The organism is Streptomyces sp. DSM 42067, assembly GCF_055792885.1.
On the sequence record NZ_CM147706.1, the window covers coordinates 4,592,609 to 4,609,187 of the forward strand.

At 71.9% G+C, this 16,579-nt stretch carries 9 protein-coding genes, 2 tRNA genes, 1 other RNA gene and 1 pseudogene; 4 read left to right on the plus strand and 9 right to left on the minus strand.

The genetic code is table 11. The annotated features are described in order from the left end of the window. Nucleotides 1-36: 36 nt before the first annotated feature. The 3 genes from ACSMXV_RS21090 (at nucleotide 37) to ACSMXV_RS21100 (ending at nucleotide 1,976) form a co-directional block, all read left to right on the plus strand. Nucleotides 37-1,263 (plus strand): sensor histidine kinase, encoded by a 1,227-nt coding sequence (locus ACSMXV_RS21090; RefSeq protein ID WP_473172900.1) that lies wholly within the window; start codon nucleotides 37-39, stop codon nucleotides 1,261-1,263. Then, nucleotides 1,260-1,877 carry a response regulator gene (locus ACSMXV_RS21095; protein WP_473172901.1) on the plus strand — a complete coding sequence of 206 codons (618 nt, stop codon included), beginning with the start codon at nucleotides 1,260-1,262 and terminating at the stop codon, nucleotides 1,875-1,877. Before ACSMXV_RS21090 ends, ACSMXV_RS21095 begins: the two co-directional genes overlap by 4 nt. Before the next feature lie 23 nt (nucleotides 1,878-1,900). Next, nucleotides 1,901-1,976 (plus strand) — tRNA-Gly (locus tag ACSMXV_RS21100). Between the two features lie 76 nt (nucleotides 1,977-2,052). On the opposite strand, the gene ACSMXV_RS21105 is transcribed toward ACSMXV_RS21100, so the two are convergent. The 6 genes from ACSMXV_RS21105 to ffs all read right to left on the minus strand — a co-directional run bounded on the left by ACSMXV_RS21105 (nucleotide 2,053) and on the right by ffs (nucleotide 12,326). Beyond that, nucleotides 2,053-2,952 (minus strand): phosphoribosylaminoimidazolesuccinocarboxamide synthase, encoded by a 900-nt coding sequence (locus tag ACSMXV_RS21105; protein WP_473172902.1) that lies wholly within the window; start codon nucleotides 2,950-2,952, stop codon nucleotides 2,053-2,055. A 156-nt stretch (nucleotides 2,953-3,108) separates the two neighbouring features. Beyond that, on the minus strand, nucleotides 3,109-4,578 hold the full coding sequence (locus ACSMXV_RS21110) for a N,N-dimethylformamidase beta subunit family domain-containing protein (RefSeq protein ID WP_181867471.1): 1,470 nt from the start codon (nucleotides 4,576-4,578) through the stop codon (nucleotides 3,109-3,111). Between the two features lie 795 nt (nucleotides 4,579-5,373). Continuing rightward, nucleotides 5,374-7,461 (minus strand): hypothetical protein, encoded by a 2,088-nt coding sequence (locus tag ACSMXV_RS21115; protein ID WP_473179014.1) that lies wholly within the window; start codon nucleotides 7,459-7,461, stop codon nucleotides 5,374-5,376. Between the two features lie 716 nt (nucleotides 7,462-8,177). After that, entirely contained in the window at nucleotides 8,178-9,437 is a 1,260-nt protein-coding gene (gene purD, locus ACSMXV_RS21120; protein WP_473172903.1) for a phosphoribosylamine--glycine ligase, read from the minus strand. Between the two features lie 187 nt (nucleotides 9,438-9,624). Beyond that, on the minus strand, nucleotides 9,625-12,084 hold the full coding sequence (locus ACSMXV_RS21125; protein ID WP_473172904.1) for a DNA polymerase III subunit gamma and tau: 2,460 nt from the start codon (nucleotides 12,082-12,084) through the stop codon (nucleotides 9,625-9,627). A 147-nt stretch (nucleotides 12,085-12,231) separates the two neighbouring features. Then, nucleotides 12,232-12,326, minus strand: an RNA gene (gene ffs / locus ACSMXV_RS21130) — signal recognition particle sRNA small type. A gap of 72 nt (nucleotides 12,327-12,398) precedes the next feature. Here ffs and ACSMXV_RS21135 point away from each other — a divergent pair. After that, nucleotides 12,399-12,486, plus strand: a tRNA-Ser gene (locus ACSMXV_RS21135). Between the two features lie 109 nt (nucleotides 12,487-12,595). On the opposite strand, the gene ACSMXV_RS21140 is transcribed toward ACSMXV_RS21135, so the two are convergent. From ACSMXV_RS21140 to ACSMXV_RS21150, 3 genes and pseudogenes are all read right to left on the minus strand, one after another. Further along, a complete protein-coding gene (locus tag ACSMXV_RS21140) occupies nucleotides 12,596-13,573 on the minus strand; it encodes an SMP-30/gluconolactonase/LRE family protein (protein ID WP_473172905.1) in 978 nt (325 codons plus the stop codon). 622 nt (nucleotides 13,574-14,195) lie between these two features. Continuing rightward, nucleotides 14,196-15,335, minus strand: a pseudogene (locus ACSMXV_RS21145) (PP2C family protein-serine/threonine phosphatase); the annotation flags it as partial. 161 nt (nucleotides 15,336-15,496) lie between these two features. Beyond that, nucleotides 15,497-16,255 (minus strand): IclR family transcriptional regulator, encoded by a 759-nt coding sequence (locus ACSMXV_RS21150; protein ID WP_473172906.1) that lies wholly within the window; start codon nucleotides 16,253-16,255, stop codon nucleotides 15,497-15,499. Nucleotides 16,256-16,579 lie beyond the last annotated feature (324 nt).

Consider the following 16,579-nt stretch of genomic DNA (forward strand, 5'->3'; position numbering starts at 1 on the left):
GGCGGGGACGGATGACGTAGGGAGGGGAGCGGCAAGTTGCGCAGGCCGGGCAGATGGTGGCGGGGGAAGAGCACGCCGGCGAAGGTCGAGACGTACACCCGGTGGTCGTTCCACTTCTTCGCGGTGATCGAGTTGGCCACGGCCGGGCTCCCGGCCGTCGGCCATGTGGGGCCGCGGCTCGGGGGCTTGCTCATGCTGATGACGAGCGTGCATGCCGCGACCTGCGCCGTGACCGCCTCGCGGGCGCTGGACTGGACCCGCGGCAGCCGCGAGCAGCCCGTCCGGCTGCTGTGGACGCTCGCCGTGGTCACCGCGGTGATCGCCGTCGCCGCGATCGCGATCGCGGCGCGCGGCCCGGACCGGGACGGCGTGGAGCCCACGGCGGGCTCGGTCTTCGGGGTCGTCCTGATCTTCGGGGCCGGCATTCTCGCGCTCGGCGTCCGCAGCCGGCGGCATGTGTTCGCGCTCGTCGGGGGCTTCGCGGCGGGCGCCGGACTCGTGTCGTTCTCACTGGGCGTCTCCGGGGTGTCCGCCGTGGTCACGGCGTTCGTGGTGCTGCTCGGCGCCGGGTTCGTCGCTTTCACCTGCGTCTTCTCCGTCTGGCTGCTCAACGCCGTCTACGAACTCGACGCCGCTCGCGAGACCCGGGCACGGCTCGCCGTCGCGGAGGAGCGGCTGCGGTTCGGGCGGGACCTGCACGACGTCATGGGGCGCAACCTCGCCGTGATCGCGCTGAAGAGCGAGCTGGCCGTGCAGTTGGCGCGCCGGGGACATGCCGAGGCGGTAGAGCAGATGGTGGAAGTGCAGCGGATCGCACAGGAGTCGCAACGCGAGGTGCGGGATGTCGTACGGGGATATCGGGAGGCCGACCTCGGGGTCGAACTCACGGGCGCACAGGGTGTGCTGACGGCGGCCGGGATCGCGTGCGAGGTGTCCGGGGAGGCCGCGGCCGCGGGGCTGCCGGGTGAAGTGCAGTCGGCGCTCGGGTGGGTGGTGCGGGAGGCCACGACGAACGTGCTGCGGCACGGGGACGCCAGACGGTGTGCGGTGCGGCTGCGGGTGATGGAGGGGCATGTGGTGCTGACGGTGAAGAACGATGGAGCGGCTCCTTCCATGGGGGAGGGAGGCTCGGGGCTCGCCGGTTTGCGCGAACGGCTGGCCGTGGTGGGCGGGACGCTGGCGGCGGGGCCGGCCGAGGGGAGCGTGTTCCGGCTGGTGGCGGAGGTGCCACTGGCGGTGGCCGACTGCGAGAGCGCATCGTGACGTCTCCGGTGGTGCGCGTGCTGCTCGCCGACGACGAGCACCTCATCCGCGGGGCCCTCGCCGCGCTGCTGTCGCTGGAGGACGACCTCGTGGTCGTCGCCGAGGCGGCCACCGGTCCGGAGGCACTGGCGATGGCGCGGGCGCACGCGCCCGACGTGGCCGTGCTCGATCTGCAGATGCCCGGCGCGGACGGTGTGAAGGTCGCCACATCCCTGCGCTCCGAACTGCCCTCCTGCCAGGTGCTGATCGTCACCAGTCACGGACGGCCGGGGCATCTGAAGCGGGCGCTCGCGGCCGGTGTGCGCGGATTCGTCCCGAAGACCGTCAGCGCGCAACGGCTCGCGGAGATCATCCGCACGGTGCATGCCGGAAACCGGTACGTCGACCCCGAATTGGCCGCGGACGCGATCTCCGCCGGGGACTCGCCGCTGACCGCCCGCGAGGCCGAGGTGCTGGAGCTGGCCGCCGACGGGGCGCCGGTCTCGGAGATCGCCGAGCGGGCCGCGCTGTCGCAGGGGACCGTACGGAACTATCTGTCGTCGGCCGTGTCCAAGCTCGGGGTGGAGAACCGTCATGCGGCTGTGCGTCTCGCTCGCGAGCGGGGTTGGGTATAGTAGCTCTCGCGCAACAGCGCAATGCGGACGTAGCTCAGTTGGTAGAGCGCAACCTTGCCAAGGTTGAGGTCGCGAGTTCGAGCCTCGTCGTCCGCTCCAGAACGAAGCCCCCGGCGGTCAGACCGCCGGGGGCTTCGTCGTTTCCGTGTGCCTGTCGGGCCTACGGCTCTCGGGACTACGACCAGGTGGTGCCGGTCAGCAGCTCGTACGCCTCCGCGTACTTCGCCCGCGTCGCCTCCACGATGTGCTCCGGAAGCGCCGGCGGCGGCTGCTCGCTCTTACGGTCCCAGCCGGACTCGGCCGACGTCAGCCAGTCCCGTACGAACTGCTTGTCGTACGACGGCTGGGCCTGCCCCGGCTGCCAAGCATCGGCGGGCCAGAAGCGGGAGGAGTCGGGGGTCAGCACCTCGTCGGCGAGCACGAGCGCCTCGCCGTCGAAACCGAACTCGAACTTCGTGTCGGCCAGGATGATCCCGCGCTCCCTGGCGATGTCACGGGCACGGGCGTAGACGGCGAGGGTCACCTGCCGCAACTGGGCGGCGGTGTCGGCGCCCACCTGGCGTGCGACCTCCTCGTACGACACGTTCTCGTCGTGTTCGCCGACCGCTGCCTTCGTCGCGGGCGTGAAGATGGGCGCGGGCAGCTCCGAGCCGTCGACGAGTCCCTCGGGGAGCGCGAGACCGCACACGGTGCGCGACTGCTCGTACTCGACGAGGCCCGAACCCGTCAGATAGCCGCGCGCCACGCACTCGACCGGGACCATCCGCAGCGACTTGCAGATCAGCGTGCGGCCCTCCCAGTCGGCCGGCGCGCCCTGGGGCAGCTCGGTGCTCAGCACATGGTTCGGGGCCAGGTCGGCGAGCTGGTCGAACCACCACAGCGACAGCTGGGTGAGGATGCGGCCCTTCTCGGGGATCTCCGTGGGGAGCACCCAGTCGTAGGCGGAGAGGCGGTCGCTGGCGACCATGACGAGGTCGCCGGCCTCGTTCTGGTACAGATCGCGCACCTTGCCGGTGTGCAGATGCACCAGGCCCGGAACCTCGATCGGTTCGGGCTTCTCGACGAATCCGGACACGGTTCCTCCCCGTGGTTCTGTCTGAATTGCTGCCTCGATTCTCCCGTATGCGTGCGGTGGCCCTGGCCAGGGGTCGACCGCGGCACTCAGGCGGTGGCCCGGTCAGGCGTGTGGGGAGGGTGGTCGAGGAGGGCGCGCGGGGCCGTGGGGGTCGCGTCAGGCGCGTTTGCAGATGCGGTCCAGGAGGTTGGCCGTGGCTCGCTGGATGCGTTCGTCGACGTGGCCAGGGCGGTCCAGCGCCGGGGACCAGGCGAAGGTGCCGGACGCGAAGACGAGCGCGCCGGACGGGGCGCGGTACAGGGACGTCTCCTGGTGGCGCTGCACGCCCTCGCCGTCCTGGTACGGGGAGTGGGCCAGCAGGATGCGCCGCCGGTGCTCGGGGAGCACGGTACGCGGGAAGTAGCGGTCGGCCTCGCCCGCGACCAGGCCGTCGATCTCGTCGCCCTCATGCGCGCCGGTCGACTCCCAGAGCCAGTGTTCGGCGTTGCGGACGACCAGGGGGTGCGGCTCCGGTACGCGGCCCGCGTACTGGATGCCCATCAGCTGCTGCTCGGGCCGGTCGACCTCGCGCCAGAGCGCGGGCTTTCCCGGGCCTCTGCGCTTGCGGCAGGTCAGCAGGCGGTCCGGTGCGCCGGAGGGGGACGGGCCGAGCTCGACCTGCCAGTACATGGTGTTGGCGGACAGGAAGACGAGCGAGGTGCCGTGCTCGCGGGCGAGCTCGGTCACGCGGCGCATCGGGACCGACCAGTACTCGTCGTGTCCCGGGAAGACCAGGCCGCGGTAGCGGGTGGGGTCGACACGGCCCGCGTGCAGATCGCGGGTGTCGGCGTACGCGAGGTCGTATCCGTACCGCTCGGCCCAGCGGATGAAGTCGTACGCATGACCGACGTGGAGAGGCAGCCCCGCACCCGCGTACGGGCGGTCGAAGGAGACCGTCACGGCGGCCTCGCTCTCGCCGAGCAGCCGGCCGTTCTCGTCCCACGCGTGGTAGAGGCTGGCGCCGGTGTGGCCGTCCTCCGGGTAGAGGTTGTACGCCTGCCAGGTGATGTCGGGCAGGAGGAGGAGCAGATCGGCGGGCTTGTGGTCGCGGACGGTGAAGGGGACGTGGGAGCGGTAGCCGTCTGCGGTGGTCAGGACGGCGACGTATGCCCCGATGTTCCAGTACGACGGGATCTGCAGGCGCCAGGACAGCCACCAGTGATGACAGGAGACCGTGCGGTCGGCGGTGAGCGGGGGTGGCTGGACGATGCCGGAGAGACGGGGGCTCGTGGTGATCTTCGCGGCGCCGTCGCCTTCGTAGTGCCCGATCCGGTAGATGTCGACGCTGAACTGCTGCGGCGGGTCGACGGTGACGTGGAAGTCGATCGCCTCGCCGGGGGCGGCCGCGCCGGTGGACGTGAATCCCTTGATCTGGCGGTGCACGTCGTCCGCGGTGCGGGGGCCGCCCGTACGGGGGGCCGGGATCCGTGCGGCGCCGGGGGCCGGTGCGTGGTCGACGTACCACGGGACCACCTGGCCGGTGTCGTCGAAGTAGTGCTCGCTGCCGCGGAGCCAGGGCAGGGGGCCCTGGCCGAAGGGGTCGGTCACGGCGTGCGCGAGGGCACCGGATTCCCAGCGGCGGATCACGGGCTGGGAGGAGCTCGTCGGGGACTGAGGCGGAGCCGGTGGTGGCTGGGGTGAGGCTGGCGGGGGCTGGGGCGAGGCGGCCGGAGGCTGCTGTGAGGCCGGCGAGGGCTGGTCTGGCTGGGGTGAGGCCGGCGAGGGCTGGGGTGAGGCGGCAGGGGGGTGGGGTGAGGCCGGCGAGCGCTGCTGTGAGGCGGCCGGAAGCTGCTGTGAGGCGGCCGGGGGCTGGGGTGCCATCGGGGGGAGTGGGTGGGCTTCGGCTTCTGACATCTGCGGGGGCACGGTCGGTACCGGCCCAGCCCCCGTCGAGGGGCCGGTCGACTTCGGAGGAGCGGTCGGATGCGGCCGCTCAGTCGGCTGCGTTTGTGCCGCCGGCCGCGGCTCTGCCTGCGGCTGCGACTGCGCCGACGGCTGCGTCGGCGGCTGCGACTGCGTCGACGGCTGCGGCTGCGGTCGTTCGGTCCGCTTCGGCCGCTGCTCCGTCTCCTCCGGCCTTGTGCCCTGCTCGCCACGATCCGGCCCCATTGCCTGCTCCCCTCCCTCATGTCCCGGAGTCCTTGTCCTTGCGTGCGCCGTATCCCGGAGAACTTGTGGATCGGACGCCATACGGCCGCGCATCAGTCGGCCGATCCCCAGCACATCACATTACGCACTCACTCCGTCACCGTTCGTTGTGAATTGACTCGATCCGGATGGACGGCCTCCAGGTCGGCCGGCGAGGGACGGAGCGCCGCCAGACGAGCACTGCTATGCCCGGCCGTCGACCCACGGCGGCTGTCCGCCGCCAGAACGGGCAGGTCAGACCAGCCGTACCGGCTTCTCCGGGCGGACGCCCAGGCGCGCGAGCCAGCCACGCAACGGCTCCGGATCGCCGTCTTCCACGAGTCTCAGAACCAGCGGCGTAAGGTCCGCCGCGCGTTCGCCGCCGACCAGGAGCGCCGGCCCGTCGAGCCAGTCGAGGCCGGGAGCGGCCCCGGCGGTGTCCACGGCGGCGCAGCACACCATCGCCGTGACATGGTCGGTCAGCAGCTCACGTCCGGTACGCGGCGGCTGTGACGGGAAGAGCGGCAGCATGCCGTCGTCCCACAGGGCATCGCCGCCTCCCGTACCGGCGCCAGGCGTACTACCGGAACGATCCGCCGCAGCAGAGCGCGTGTCCGGGGACGCGGACTCCTCGCGGGCCAGCTCCGCGCTGAGACACGCCGCGAGGGCTTCGCCCCGCCCGTGTTCGCCATGCGTGGGTATGCCGGGGGCGGCCATGTCGGTGCGGGCCGCGTCGGAGTCGGCCATGTCGGTGCAGGCCGTGTCGGTGTCGGTGCAGGCCGCGTCGGAGTCGGTGTTCGCGGGGGCCTCCGAGCGGGCGCCTCCGTCTGCACCGGCCTCGGCATCGGCACCGACACCGGCCTCGGCACCCGCATCGGCGCCGACTGCGCGGGTCACGGGCGAAGTGGCAGCGGGTGCCGGCTTGGGCGTCGGGCCGTACGTCGGCGCGGTGGGAGCAGCCGGGGACGGGGAGCCTGGAGCTGCGGTGCGTGGTGAAGCTGCGGCGGGTGCTGCAGCTGTCGGGCTTGCCGACGGGCCGGTGCCGCGGACGCTGAGGTGGTCCATCACTCGCGCCAGGGTCGGAGCCTCCGAGTGGGGCGCCGCGGCGTGTCCGGCCGTGCGGGGCAGAGGCCACAGGGCGTCCAGTACGCGATGCAGGCGCGCCGCATCCGTACGCCACTTGCGGTCGACCACCTCGTCCGGATATTCCTGCCAGCTCACCGGCGCCCAGTCGGGCCCCCGCTCCGCGGGCCCGCCGTGGAAGAGGTGGGCGGCGAGCAGCGACGCCGCCTCGTCCACCACGCCCGGCTCCTCCAGCAGATCGCAGGCCGGCCGCTCCCCGAGCCGGGAGGCGAAGCCCTCGGCGAGGCGGTCGCGGCGCGAGAGCTCGGTGAGGGCGGCCACCACACCCGCGTCGAGCCGGGACGGCCAGCGCCCCATCCGCCATGCCGGCAGCGCGACCCGTGTCAGGAGCCGGTCCCATCCGGCGTACGCCAGGCCCACCTGTTCCTGAGCGACGATCCGCAGGCCGTAGTCCACAGCCTGTGCACGCTCGGCGGCCGCTGCCGCCACACCCCGCTCCATCTCGGCCGCATGCCCGCGACAGCTACGCAGCAGGAGCCGGGCCACCCACCCGACGGACGCGAGAACCGCCCGGGACAGCGGCCCCCTCCTGGGTACGGACGTCACCGCGACCGCCGCGTCCAGCCCTCGTACGAAGCGTCGGGCCGCGGATATGTCGGGGTGCGCGGAAGGCCCCGTACCAGCGACGACCGGGGCGAGCACCGCCCGCAGTTCACCGACGCGCATCCACCACAGGAACGGGGATCCGATGACCAGGACCGGCGCCGCCGTGCCCCGGCGCGACCGGGCCGATGCCGTCCGCACGCCGCGTATCGCGCCACGTATGTCGTCTTTGCCTTCGCCAGCAGGCGGGCCGTGCGCCGGGTGGGTGCGGTCCTCGAGCCAGCTGTCGCAGTCCGGGGTCAGCGCTATCGCCGAGGGTGCGGGCACGTCGAGCCGGTCCGCGAGGTCCCTCACCATCCGGTAGAGGTCGGGAGCGGACGCCTCCGGGATCGACACTGTGGGGCTCACCGCCGGTCTGGAGCGGGCTATGACGAGAGCAACGCCCGCAGCGGCGACCAGCACGGCGACGGCGAGCAACGTCACGATCCACCGGAGGGCGTCCCAGCCACGGCCGCCCATATGCCCGGTGGCGCCGCCGGCCAGCAGTACGACGGCGACGGCGGCGGGCAGCAGAGCAACGGCCAGCGCCCTGCTGCGGATGCGCAGCACGGCGAGGGCCCGGGAGCGCGCGGCCTGCGCGCCCACCTCCACAGCCATACCGGACACGACCGGATGTCACCCCCTAGTGCCCGCCCGGCGCGTGCTCTGCCAGCCACCGCCGTCGGACGTCCTTGGCGTTGCTCACTCCCCCACTGTGGCACCCACCACTGACATCGCAATGCCGGTGGGCCAAGTGCCGGAACGCTTGCGCCGCACCCTAGTTGGGGCTCCCGCCCGCGTCAGCCGGATGGGTCAGCGCTCACTCGATGGAGGGGCTTTGGGTAGAGGTGGATGACAGGTGGGTGAGGCTTGCAGGTGGGTGAGGCTTGGGCCCTGAATCGGAGGGGAGCCGGGGGTCGACGCTGTGGGCTGGGCGCCGGAAGTCTCGGTGGCCGGGGCCGACGGCCCGGGGCTGTGGCCCCACGGCCGGATTCTCCAGTGCAGGCCGACGGCCCGGGGTTGGCCGGAGCCCGGACTCTCCGAGTCCGAGGCCGACCGACCAGAGGTGAGGCCGAGGCCGGAATCTCCGAGCCCTGGCCAGCGGTCCGGGACCTGTGGTTATGGCAGGGCAGGAATCTCCGAGCCCGAGGCCAGCGGCCCCGGACTGTGGCAGAGGCAGCAATCTCCCAGCCCGAGGCCAGCGGCCCCGGACCGTGGCAGAGGCAGCAATCCCCAGCCCGAGGCCATGGCCGGCATCCCGGTGCTGTGGCCGGGGCCGGATGCACCGGTCCGGGGCCCAGGGCTCAGGCATGCCGGCACCCGGACTCGGAGCTTCAGTCCCCGGCGGCCTCCGCCGCCTTCGCGGCGATGTCCGTGCGGTGCTGGGAGCCTTCCAGCCGGATGCGGGACAGCGCCGTGTACGCGCGCTCGCGCGCCTGCGTGAGGTCCGCGCCAGTCGCCGTCACGGACAGGACACGCCCGCCCGCGCTCACGACGGCGTGGCCGTCCTGCTTCGTGCCGGCATGCAGCACGTACGCGTGGGGGGCGTCCTGCGCCGCCACCTCGTCGAGGCCCTCGATGGCGTCACCGGTGCGCGGCGTGCCCGGGTAGTTGTGCGAGGCGACGACCACCGTCACGGCGGCGTCGTCGCTCCAGCGCAGCGGCTCCAGATCGGCCAGCGTGCCGTTTGCGGCGGCCAGGAGCACCCCGGCGAGCGGCGTCTTCAGACGGGCCAGCACCACCTGCGTCTCGGGGTCGCCGAAGCGGGCGTTGAACTCGATGACCCGTACGCCGCGCGAGGTGATCGCCAGACCGGCGTAGAGGAGACCGGAGAACGGCGTACCGCGCCGCCGCAGCTCGTCCACCGTCGGCTGCAGGACGGTCTGGAGCACCTCGTCGACCAGCTTCGGGTCGGCCCACGGCAGCGGCGAGTACGCGCCCATGCCGCCGGTGTTGGGGCCCTCGTCGTTGTCGAGGGCGCGCTTGAAGTCCTGCGCGGGCTGCAGCGGAACGACGGTCGTACCGTCGGTGATCGCGAAGAGCGAGACCTCCGGGCCGTCCAGGTACTCCTCGATGACCACGCGGTCGCACGCGTTCGCGTGGGCCCTCGCGGCCTCGATGTGGCCCGTGACGACGACGCCCTTGCCTGCGGCGAGGCCGTCGTCCTTGACGACGTACGGGGCGCCGAACGCGTCGAGCGCCTCGTCCACCTCGTCCGGCGTGGTGCACACGTAGCTGCGGGCGGTGGGGACTCCGGCCGCGGCCATGACCTCCTTGGCGAAGGCCTTGGATCCCTCCAGTTGCGCGGCCTCCTTCGAGGGGCCGAAGCAGGGGATGCCCGCCTCGCGCACGGCGTCCGCGACGCCGGCCACGAGCGGCGCCTCGGGGCCGACCACGACCAGGTCGGCCTCCACTTCCGTGGCCAGGGCGGCGACGGCCGCGCCGTCGAGGGCGTCGACCGCGTGCAGCTCGGCCACCTCGGCGATGCCCGCGTTACCGGGAGCGCAGTGCAGGGCGGAGACGTCGGGGTCGAGGGACAGAGAGCGGCACAGGGCGTGTTCGCGGGCGCCGCTGCCGATGACGAGGACCTTCACGGCAGCCAGCCTAACCGCCGACGGCGTATGCGCTTGTACGGGCTTCCGAAGGTGGGGGTGAGGAGCGTTTGTGCGTTCCTCCAGCCTGGCCGCCCCGGCCGGTGCGCTCAAACGTTGGAGCTCGCCCTATTCGCTGAGTACTCCGGTGTTCGCTGGAGTACTCCCCCTACTCGCTGGAGTACTCCGCCTACTCGCTGGAGTACTCCTCCACGACCGTCGCGCCCAGCTCCCGGACGATCAGGTCATGGCCGGACAGGGCCGACTCGTCGAGATCCGGGTCGTCGGCCTCGGGAACGTCGTCCTCGGGGGCGACATGGCGCCTCTCCGCCTCGTGGGGATCCGGCTCGGAGGGCGAGGACTGCGGCGGCCCTGGCCGCGCCGGCGCCGCCGAAGCAGGGGACTGGGGCTGGGCATGGGCGTGGGCCTGGGCCGAGGGAGCGGCCGGTCGCGGAGCGGAGGCCGGTGGCTGCTGAGCGACCGGGCGCGGCGTGGCCGGTCCACCGCCACCCGCGGCGAAACCGCTGTTGAACCCCGCGCCGGAGGCGGGCGGCGATGCGGCACCGCCACCCGACGGGTCGACGATCGCCTCGACCTTCCACTGCACGTTGAACTGCTCGGCCAGCGCCTGACGCAGTACGTCCTCGCTGCCGCTGCTCGCGAAGTTGTCCCGGGCACCGGCATTGACGAAGCCGAGCTGCAGGGTCGTCCCGTCGAACCCTGCCACCTGTGCGTTCTGGCTGAGCAGGATCCAGGTGAAGCGCCTGCGGTTCTTCACCGCCTCGAGGATGTTCGGCCACAGGGCGCGCGGGTCGAGGCCTCCGGAGGCGGGCTGCTGCGCGGACGATGCCGGCGGCTGCGGTGCCTGCGGCGGCTGCGCGGGCCGTGCCGAGGGCGCATACGGCTGTGGACCCGACTGGGCAGACGCGGTCACCGATGGCGTGGAGCCGCCGGACGAGGTGTCACTGGTCGCGGCCGCGCCCGCCGGGCCGGTTCCGCCACCCGCCGCTGCCGCCGTGGGCCAGCCGCCCGGACGCCGCCCGCTGCCCGCCCCTGCTGCGGCCGCCGTCGGCCAGGCCCCAGGTGCGGACCCTGAAGACGCGGAAGGTGCGGAAGGCGCTGAGGGACCGGAAGCCGCAGAGGGTGCGGAAGGCGCTGAGGGACCGGAAGACGCTGAAGGCCCGGAAGACGCTGAAGACCCGGTAGGCCCAGAGAACCCGGACGGGCCGGAAGGGGCCTCCGCCGGGTTCGAGGACGGGGCGTCCGCTCGGGGCGCGGCGGCATCATGCTGAGCCGCGGGCGCGCCCGCGGGCGCCGGAGAAGCCTGCGCGGGAGTCCCCTCTCCGCCGGCACCCCCGCGTACCGCCGCCCGTGCCGCAGCGGGCCCCCCGCCAGGAGGGACAGCCGGTCCGGCGGCCGGCGCCATCGGGGCATGGGCTTCGGGCCCGGGAACGTAGCCCATCGCCGGCCCGGCCCCGCCCGGTACGAAGTTCCCTCCGCGCTCGAGCCGGTCGAGGCGGGCCAGCACGGAACGCTCGTCGTCGTATGCGGCGGGCAGCAGGACGCGCGCGCAGATCAGCTCGAGCTGGAGGCGTGGCGATGTCGCGCCGCGCATCTCCGTAAGCCCCTCGTTGACGATGTCGGCGGCACGGCTGAGCTCGGCGCCGCCGAAGACACCGGCCTGCGCCTGCATGCGCTCCACGAGGTCGGCGGGGCCGTCGATGAGTCCCTTCTCCGCGGCATCGGGCACCGCGGCCAGAATGACGAGGTCGCGCAGCCGCTCCAGAAGATCGGCGGCGAACCGCCGCGGGTCGTTGCCCCCCTCGATGACGCGGTCCACGATCTCGAAGGCCGCCGCTCCGTCACCGGAGGCGAAGGCGTCCACGACCGAGTCGAGCAGGGACCCGTCGGTGTACCCGAGGAGGGCCGTCGCCATGGCGTACGTCACACCCTCCTCGCCGGCACCGGCGAGCAGCTGGTCCATGACGGACATGGAGTCACGCACGGATCCGGCACCGGCGCGCACGACAAGCGGAATCACCCCGTCCTCGACGGGGATGTTCTCCTTCCCGCAGACCTCGGCCAGATACTCCCGCAGGGTCCCCGGCGGGACGAGCCGGAAGGGGTAGTGGTGCGTCCTCGACCGGATCGTCCCGATGACCTTCTCGGGCTCGGTCGTGGCGAAGATGAACTTGAGGTGCTCCGGCGGCTCCTCGACCACCTTCAGCAGGGCGTTGAACCCCGCCGAGGTGACCATGTGCGCCTCGTCGATGATGTAGATCTTGTAACGGCTGGCAGCCGGCCCGAAGAACGCCTTCTCTCGCAGGTCACGGGCGTCGTCCACGCCACCGTGCGACGCGGCGTCGATCTCGATGACGTCGATCGAACCCGGCCCGTTCCGCGCCAGGTCCCGGCACGACTGGCACTCGCCGCAGGGCGTCGGTGTGGGCCCCTGCTCGCAGTTCAGACACCGCGCGAGGATCCGGGCACTGGTCGTCTTGCCACAGCCGCGCGGCCCGCTGAACAGGTACGCGTGATTGACCCGGTTGTTCCGCAGCGCCTGCTGCAGCGGGCCGGTGACATGCTCCTGCCCGATGACCTCGGCGAACGACTCCGGGCGATAGCGGCGGTACAGCGCGAGAGACGACACGCATACGAGGTTATAGGCGCCCACTGACAACACGGACTGCGCGCGGACGGCTTCGAGAACCCTTCCGGCCTCGTCAGAGCGGCTCCGGCAATGCGCGTGGCCGCCTGTCGCCAGGTGTCCGTCACAATGAGTCACACGGTGCAGACGCAAAGCGCCCCCCACGCACCCGCCAGAGCCAACCTACCCTTGCTGCCTTCCGGCCCTGGGGGAGTTCAGTCAGATAGCGCCACGTGAGGGGCTCTGCACAGGGTACCCGATTCCACGGGCGCGAACGAGTTCGCGAGCACCGCTCGCCGTCATGTAATGTTTCCGGCGGAGGATTCGCCTAGAGGCCTAGGGCGCACGCTTGGAAAGCGTGTTGGGGGCAACCCCTCACGAGTTCGAATCTCGTATCCTCCGCCAGTGCCTCACCGGGCACGATGTCGAAGGGCCCCACCGTTCGCGGTGGGGCCCTTCGACGTTGTCCGTCTCAGTTTCCGTCTCAGATAGAGACCGAGGGCGAAGACCCGCGTCAGATGGAGACCGCGACGCCGTTGAACGTCGTGTCCGGGGTCTGGGGGCTGGTGAAGCGGGCGTTGACCAGGTAGAGACGGTCGCCCCAGCGGGCGGCTGTGGTGGGGACGTCGAACCGGGGGTCCGTGATCGTGCGGCGCAGGGTGGCCGAGCTGATCTTGGCGTCGAGGTCGAACACGCTGATGAGGTTCTGGCGGTTCTGCACCACGTACAGCGCCTGGCCGATGCGGAAGAGGCCGTCGCCGTTGGCGACGTCGGCCGCGCCGTTCAGCACGATCTCGGTGGCGTGACCGGTCTTGAGCTCCACGTGGTAGAGCTTGCCGGGCGAGCTGCTGACGACGATCAGCCCTCGGCCGTCGGGGGTGCCGACGATGCCGTTGGCGTTGTTCACATTGGGCGTCTGCACCCAGTCGCCGCTGAGCGGCAGGGCCCGGATCTCTCCTTCGCGGCCGCGCGGCAGGCCGTAGAGCACGCTGTCGCGGGAGTCGGTGAACCAGGCGCGGTCGCCGAGCAGGATGACGTCGTTGATGAAGTGGCCGGTCGCGTCCGTCAGTTGGTACGTGGTCAGGAGCCTGCCGGTGCGGCTGTCGACGACCCTCGCCGTTCCTCCGCCGCCTCCGGCGACGTAGAGCAGGCCGTCGCGGTCCAGCTTCAGCCCGATGGCGGCCGTGCCCGTGGCGCCCTCGTAGAGGAAACCGCCTTCGCCGGTGCGCAGATCGGTGCGGTAGACGGCGCCGTTTGCGCGGGAGCCCATATAGGCGTAGGGCTTTCCGCCGATGGTGATCCCCTCGGGGAGGAAACCGTTGGGGAGCGCGAACTCGGTCGGCCACGCGGCAGCCGTGGCGGCGGAAGCGGCGCTCGCCGTGCCGGCGGAAGCGGCGTTCGCCGTGCCGGCGCCGGTCGCCACTGCGAGCGCGGCGACGGCGGCACCGCCGAGGACCGTGCGCCGGGACGGCTGGGGGTGGTTCCGGGTCATGGTTCCTTGCCTCCGTGATGAGTGGGGTGGGGCTGCGAACTCAGTACCTCAGCGGACTCTCAGTACCTCAGCGAACTCTGCGAACTTTATGAACCTGGCGCGCTCGGTGCACTCGGCTTCAATCCGGTTTCAACTTCCGTTCGTTCGTAACGGGCCGCGGTACGCGGGAGTTCCCCCGGCGCCCCCATCCCCGGGCTCGGCTCGCTGCCCCTCTCGGATGACCATCGAGCTGCGAGCCGGGCCATCAAAGGCCCCCGGCTCTCAAGGGCCGTCCCCCGGCTCTCAAGGCCCTCGGCTCTCAAAGACAAAAGGCCCCCGGCCCTCAAAGACAAGGCGTACGCGGCAGCCGAGGCAGCCACTGATCTCCGCCATCGCCCTCGGCGGCCCCGACCCCGAATACGTCGGGCCCAGCCCCGAACCCTGCGGCGTTCACCCCGAATCCGGCGGCGGCCCCTGCATCGAACTCCTGGGGCCCCACGCCGTAACCGAAAGCCCTGCCCCGGGCACCACCCTCCCGGGACCAGGCGACGCCCGCCCCGGAGCCGACCGTCCCCTCGCCGGAGCCGACCGTCCCCTCTCCGGACGTCCCCTCCCCGGACGTCCCCTCTCCTGCCGCGGAGTCCGCCGCCCAGGCCGCCCCGGATCCCACCGGCTTCCGCAGCATGATCAGCGCCGCGTCGTCGTGCAGGCGGCCGCCCACATGCGTCAGGAGTTCCTCGTGGAGTGCGGCGACGGTATGGGACGGATCGTCGGCGACATGCCGCGCGAGCCGCTCACTGAGCGGATAGAACTCGCGGCCGTGGTCGCGGGCCTCGGTGACCCCGTCGGTGTAGAGCAGAAGCTGGTCCCCGTCGTCGAAAGGCAGTATGTGGAGGGCCGGGGTCTCGCCGCCGAGGGCCCCCAGCCCCAGCGGCGGGGCCGGACGGGACGGCTCGACGGCTGTGACCTCGGAGTCGCGCACCAGCAGCGGCGGGGCGTGCCCGCAGTTCACCAGCTCCATGCGCCCGTCCTTCGGGTATCCCGCGACCACGGCGGTGACGAAGTCGTCGGCCGCGAGGTTGCGCGCCAGGCTCCGTTCGATCCTGGCGACGACGTCGAGGAGGTCGGGCTCGTCGTACGCCGCCTCGCGGAAGACACCGAGCACCAGCGCGGCGGTGCTCACCGCGGGCAGGCCCTTGCCGCGCACATCGCCGACGATCAGCCGGACCCCGTACGGCGTGGGCACCAGCGCGTAGAGGTCGCCGCCGATCCGGGCCTCCGCCGCGGCGGCGCTGTAGCGGACCGCCACCTGGAACGGGCCGACGGCCGCGGGCACGGGCCTCAGCAGCGCGTGCTGGGCGGCCTCGGCAACCGAACGTACGGCTGCCAGAACCCGTTCGCGGCGCCCGCGCAGTGCGCTGGCCAGGCCACTCGCGAGGGTGACGGCCACCACGGTGGCCAGCACGACCGCCAGGTCGCAGGCCGACATGCCGTCCAGGGTTCCGAGCAGGGCTCCCAGGGCGGAGGCGAGGAATCCGACGCACACGACGGCCCGCGGCCGGCTGATGGCGGCGGCCAGCGCGGGACCGACGGGTAGCACCGGCAGCCACAGCCGGGCGCCGCCGACGAAGCAGAGGATCACGACGGCGAAGACGATCAGTACGGGCGCACCGGCGGCGACGAGTGCCCCCGAGCCGCCGCCGGGGCGCCGCCCGCGGCCGGCCGGTCGCTTCGTGAACAACCACGCCGGCCGACGATCACGCTGATGATCCGCCTGGCTCATGCCCCTCCGAAAATCGTCACCTGCTGGAGTGCCTCACCGACGGAATGCCCGCCGGCCGCGGTTCGCGCCCGACGGAATCCTCGTCCGGTGGCGACAACACACACGAATGTCCGTTTCATCCAGAAAACAAGGTCTTCGTGCCCTGCCACAAGCGAGATTTTTCAGATAGTGAGCGACAGGCCCCGCGTCACACGGCCTGCCGCCGGGATCAGACGCTCCCGCACCCGGTCGATGCGAGAGAGACGGTCCGCCCGAACGGAGACACCGAGCGAGCCGAGCGTGTTCCCGCTGTAGACGGGCACCGCGACGCAGACCGTACCGAGGGTGTACTCCTCCAGGTCCATGACCGTGGGAGTGGCCGGATCCGAGTCGAGCCTGCGGAGCAGTTCGGCACGCTGGGTGATGGTGCGCGGGGTGAGGTCGGCGAGAGGGTGCCGGGACAGGTAGTCGTTGCGGGACTCCTCGTCCAGCTCGCGCAGCACGGACTTGCCCAGCGCGGTGGCGTGACCCGCGTCCTCGAACCCCACCCAGAGATCGACCCGCGGCGCCCTGGGGCTGTCGACGATCTCGGCGACGCGGATCTCGCCCTCCTCGTAGAAGGTCAGATAGGTGGCGGCCGACAGCTGGTCCCGCAGTGCGGTGAGGGTCGGGCGGATACGGCTGAGCAGCGCCTGGCCGCGGCTTCCCGTCTGCAGTCCGTGCAGCCTGTCGCCGAGTACGAACCCGCCGTCGTCGAGCTTCTGCACATACCCGTCGTGCGCCAGAGTGCGCAGGAGGTGGTACGTGGTGGCGATGGGCATGCCGGTCTCGCGTGCCAGCTGCTTCGCCGGGGCGCCGCCCTCGTGCGCGCCGACCGCCTCCAGCAGACGGAAGGCCCGCTGCACGGACGTGATGAGCGTAGGGCCGCCTTCAGCACCCATGTCACCAGCCTGCGACGCGAGCGTCGCGCCAGCAAGGTCACACAGCACGGGAAAACCACCGAAAAGACCGGAAAGCACGCGGGCGACCCCGCCGTCGCCGATGCCGACGCCGGCGGCCGGTGGGCACGACCTGGCGCCCGACGCACAAGCGGAATCCATGGTTCCGTGACATCCGTCATACCGGCTTCCGGCACTAAGCGTGCCCATTAGTAGATGCCGCTCTGCCGACATATGGGATTTGTCCGTCTTGGCATGAGTGCATATCGCACCGGGCCGCCCGGCATTCCACCCGCTCGACACTTTCGCCCGTTTACAGAACATAAA

Coding starts and splice junctions, on each gene's coding strand:
- ACSMXV_RS21115 (WP_473179014.1), bottom strand. CDS start 7,461: ATGGCTGTGGAGGTGGGCGCGCAGGCCGCGCGCTCCCGGGCCCTCGCC.
- ACSMXV_RS21140 (WP_473172905.1), bottom strand. CDS start 13,573: ATGACCCGGAACCACCCCCAGCCGTCCCGGCGCACGGTCCTCGGCGGT.
- ACSMXV_RS21150 (WP_473172906.1), bottom strand. CDS start 16,255: ATGGGTGCTGAAGGCGGCCCTACGCTCATCACGTCCGTGCAGCGGGCC.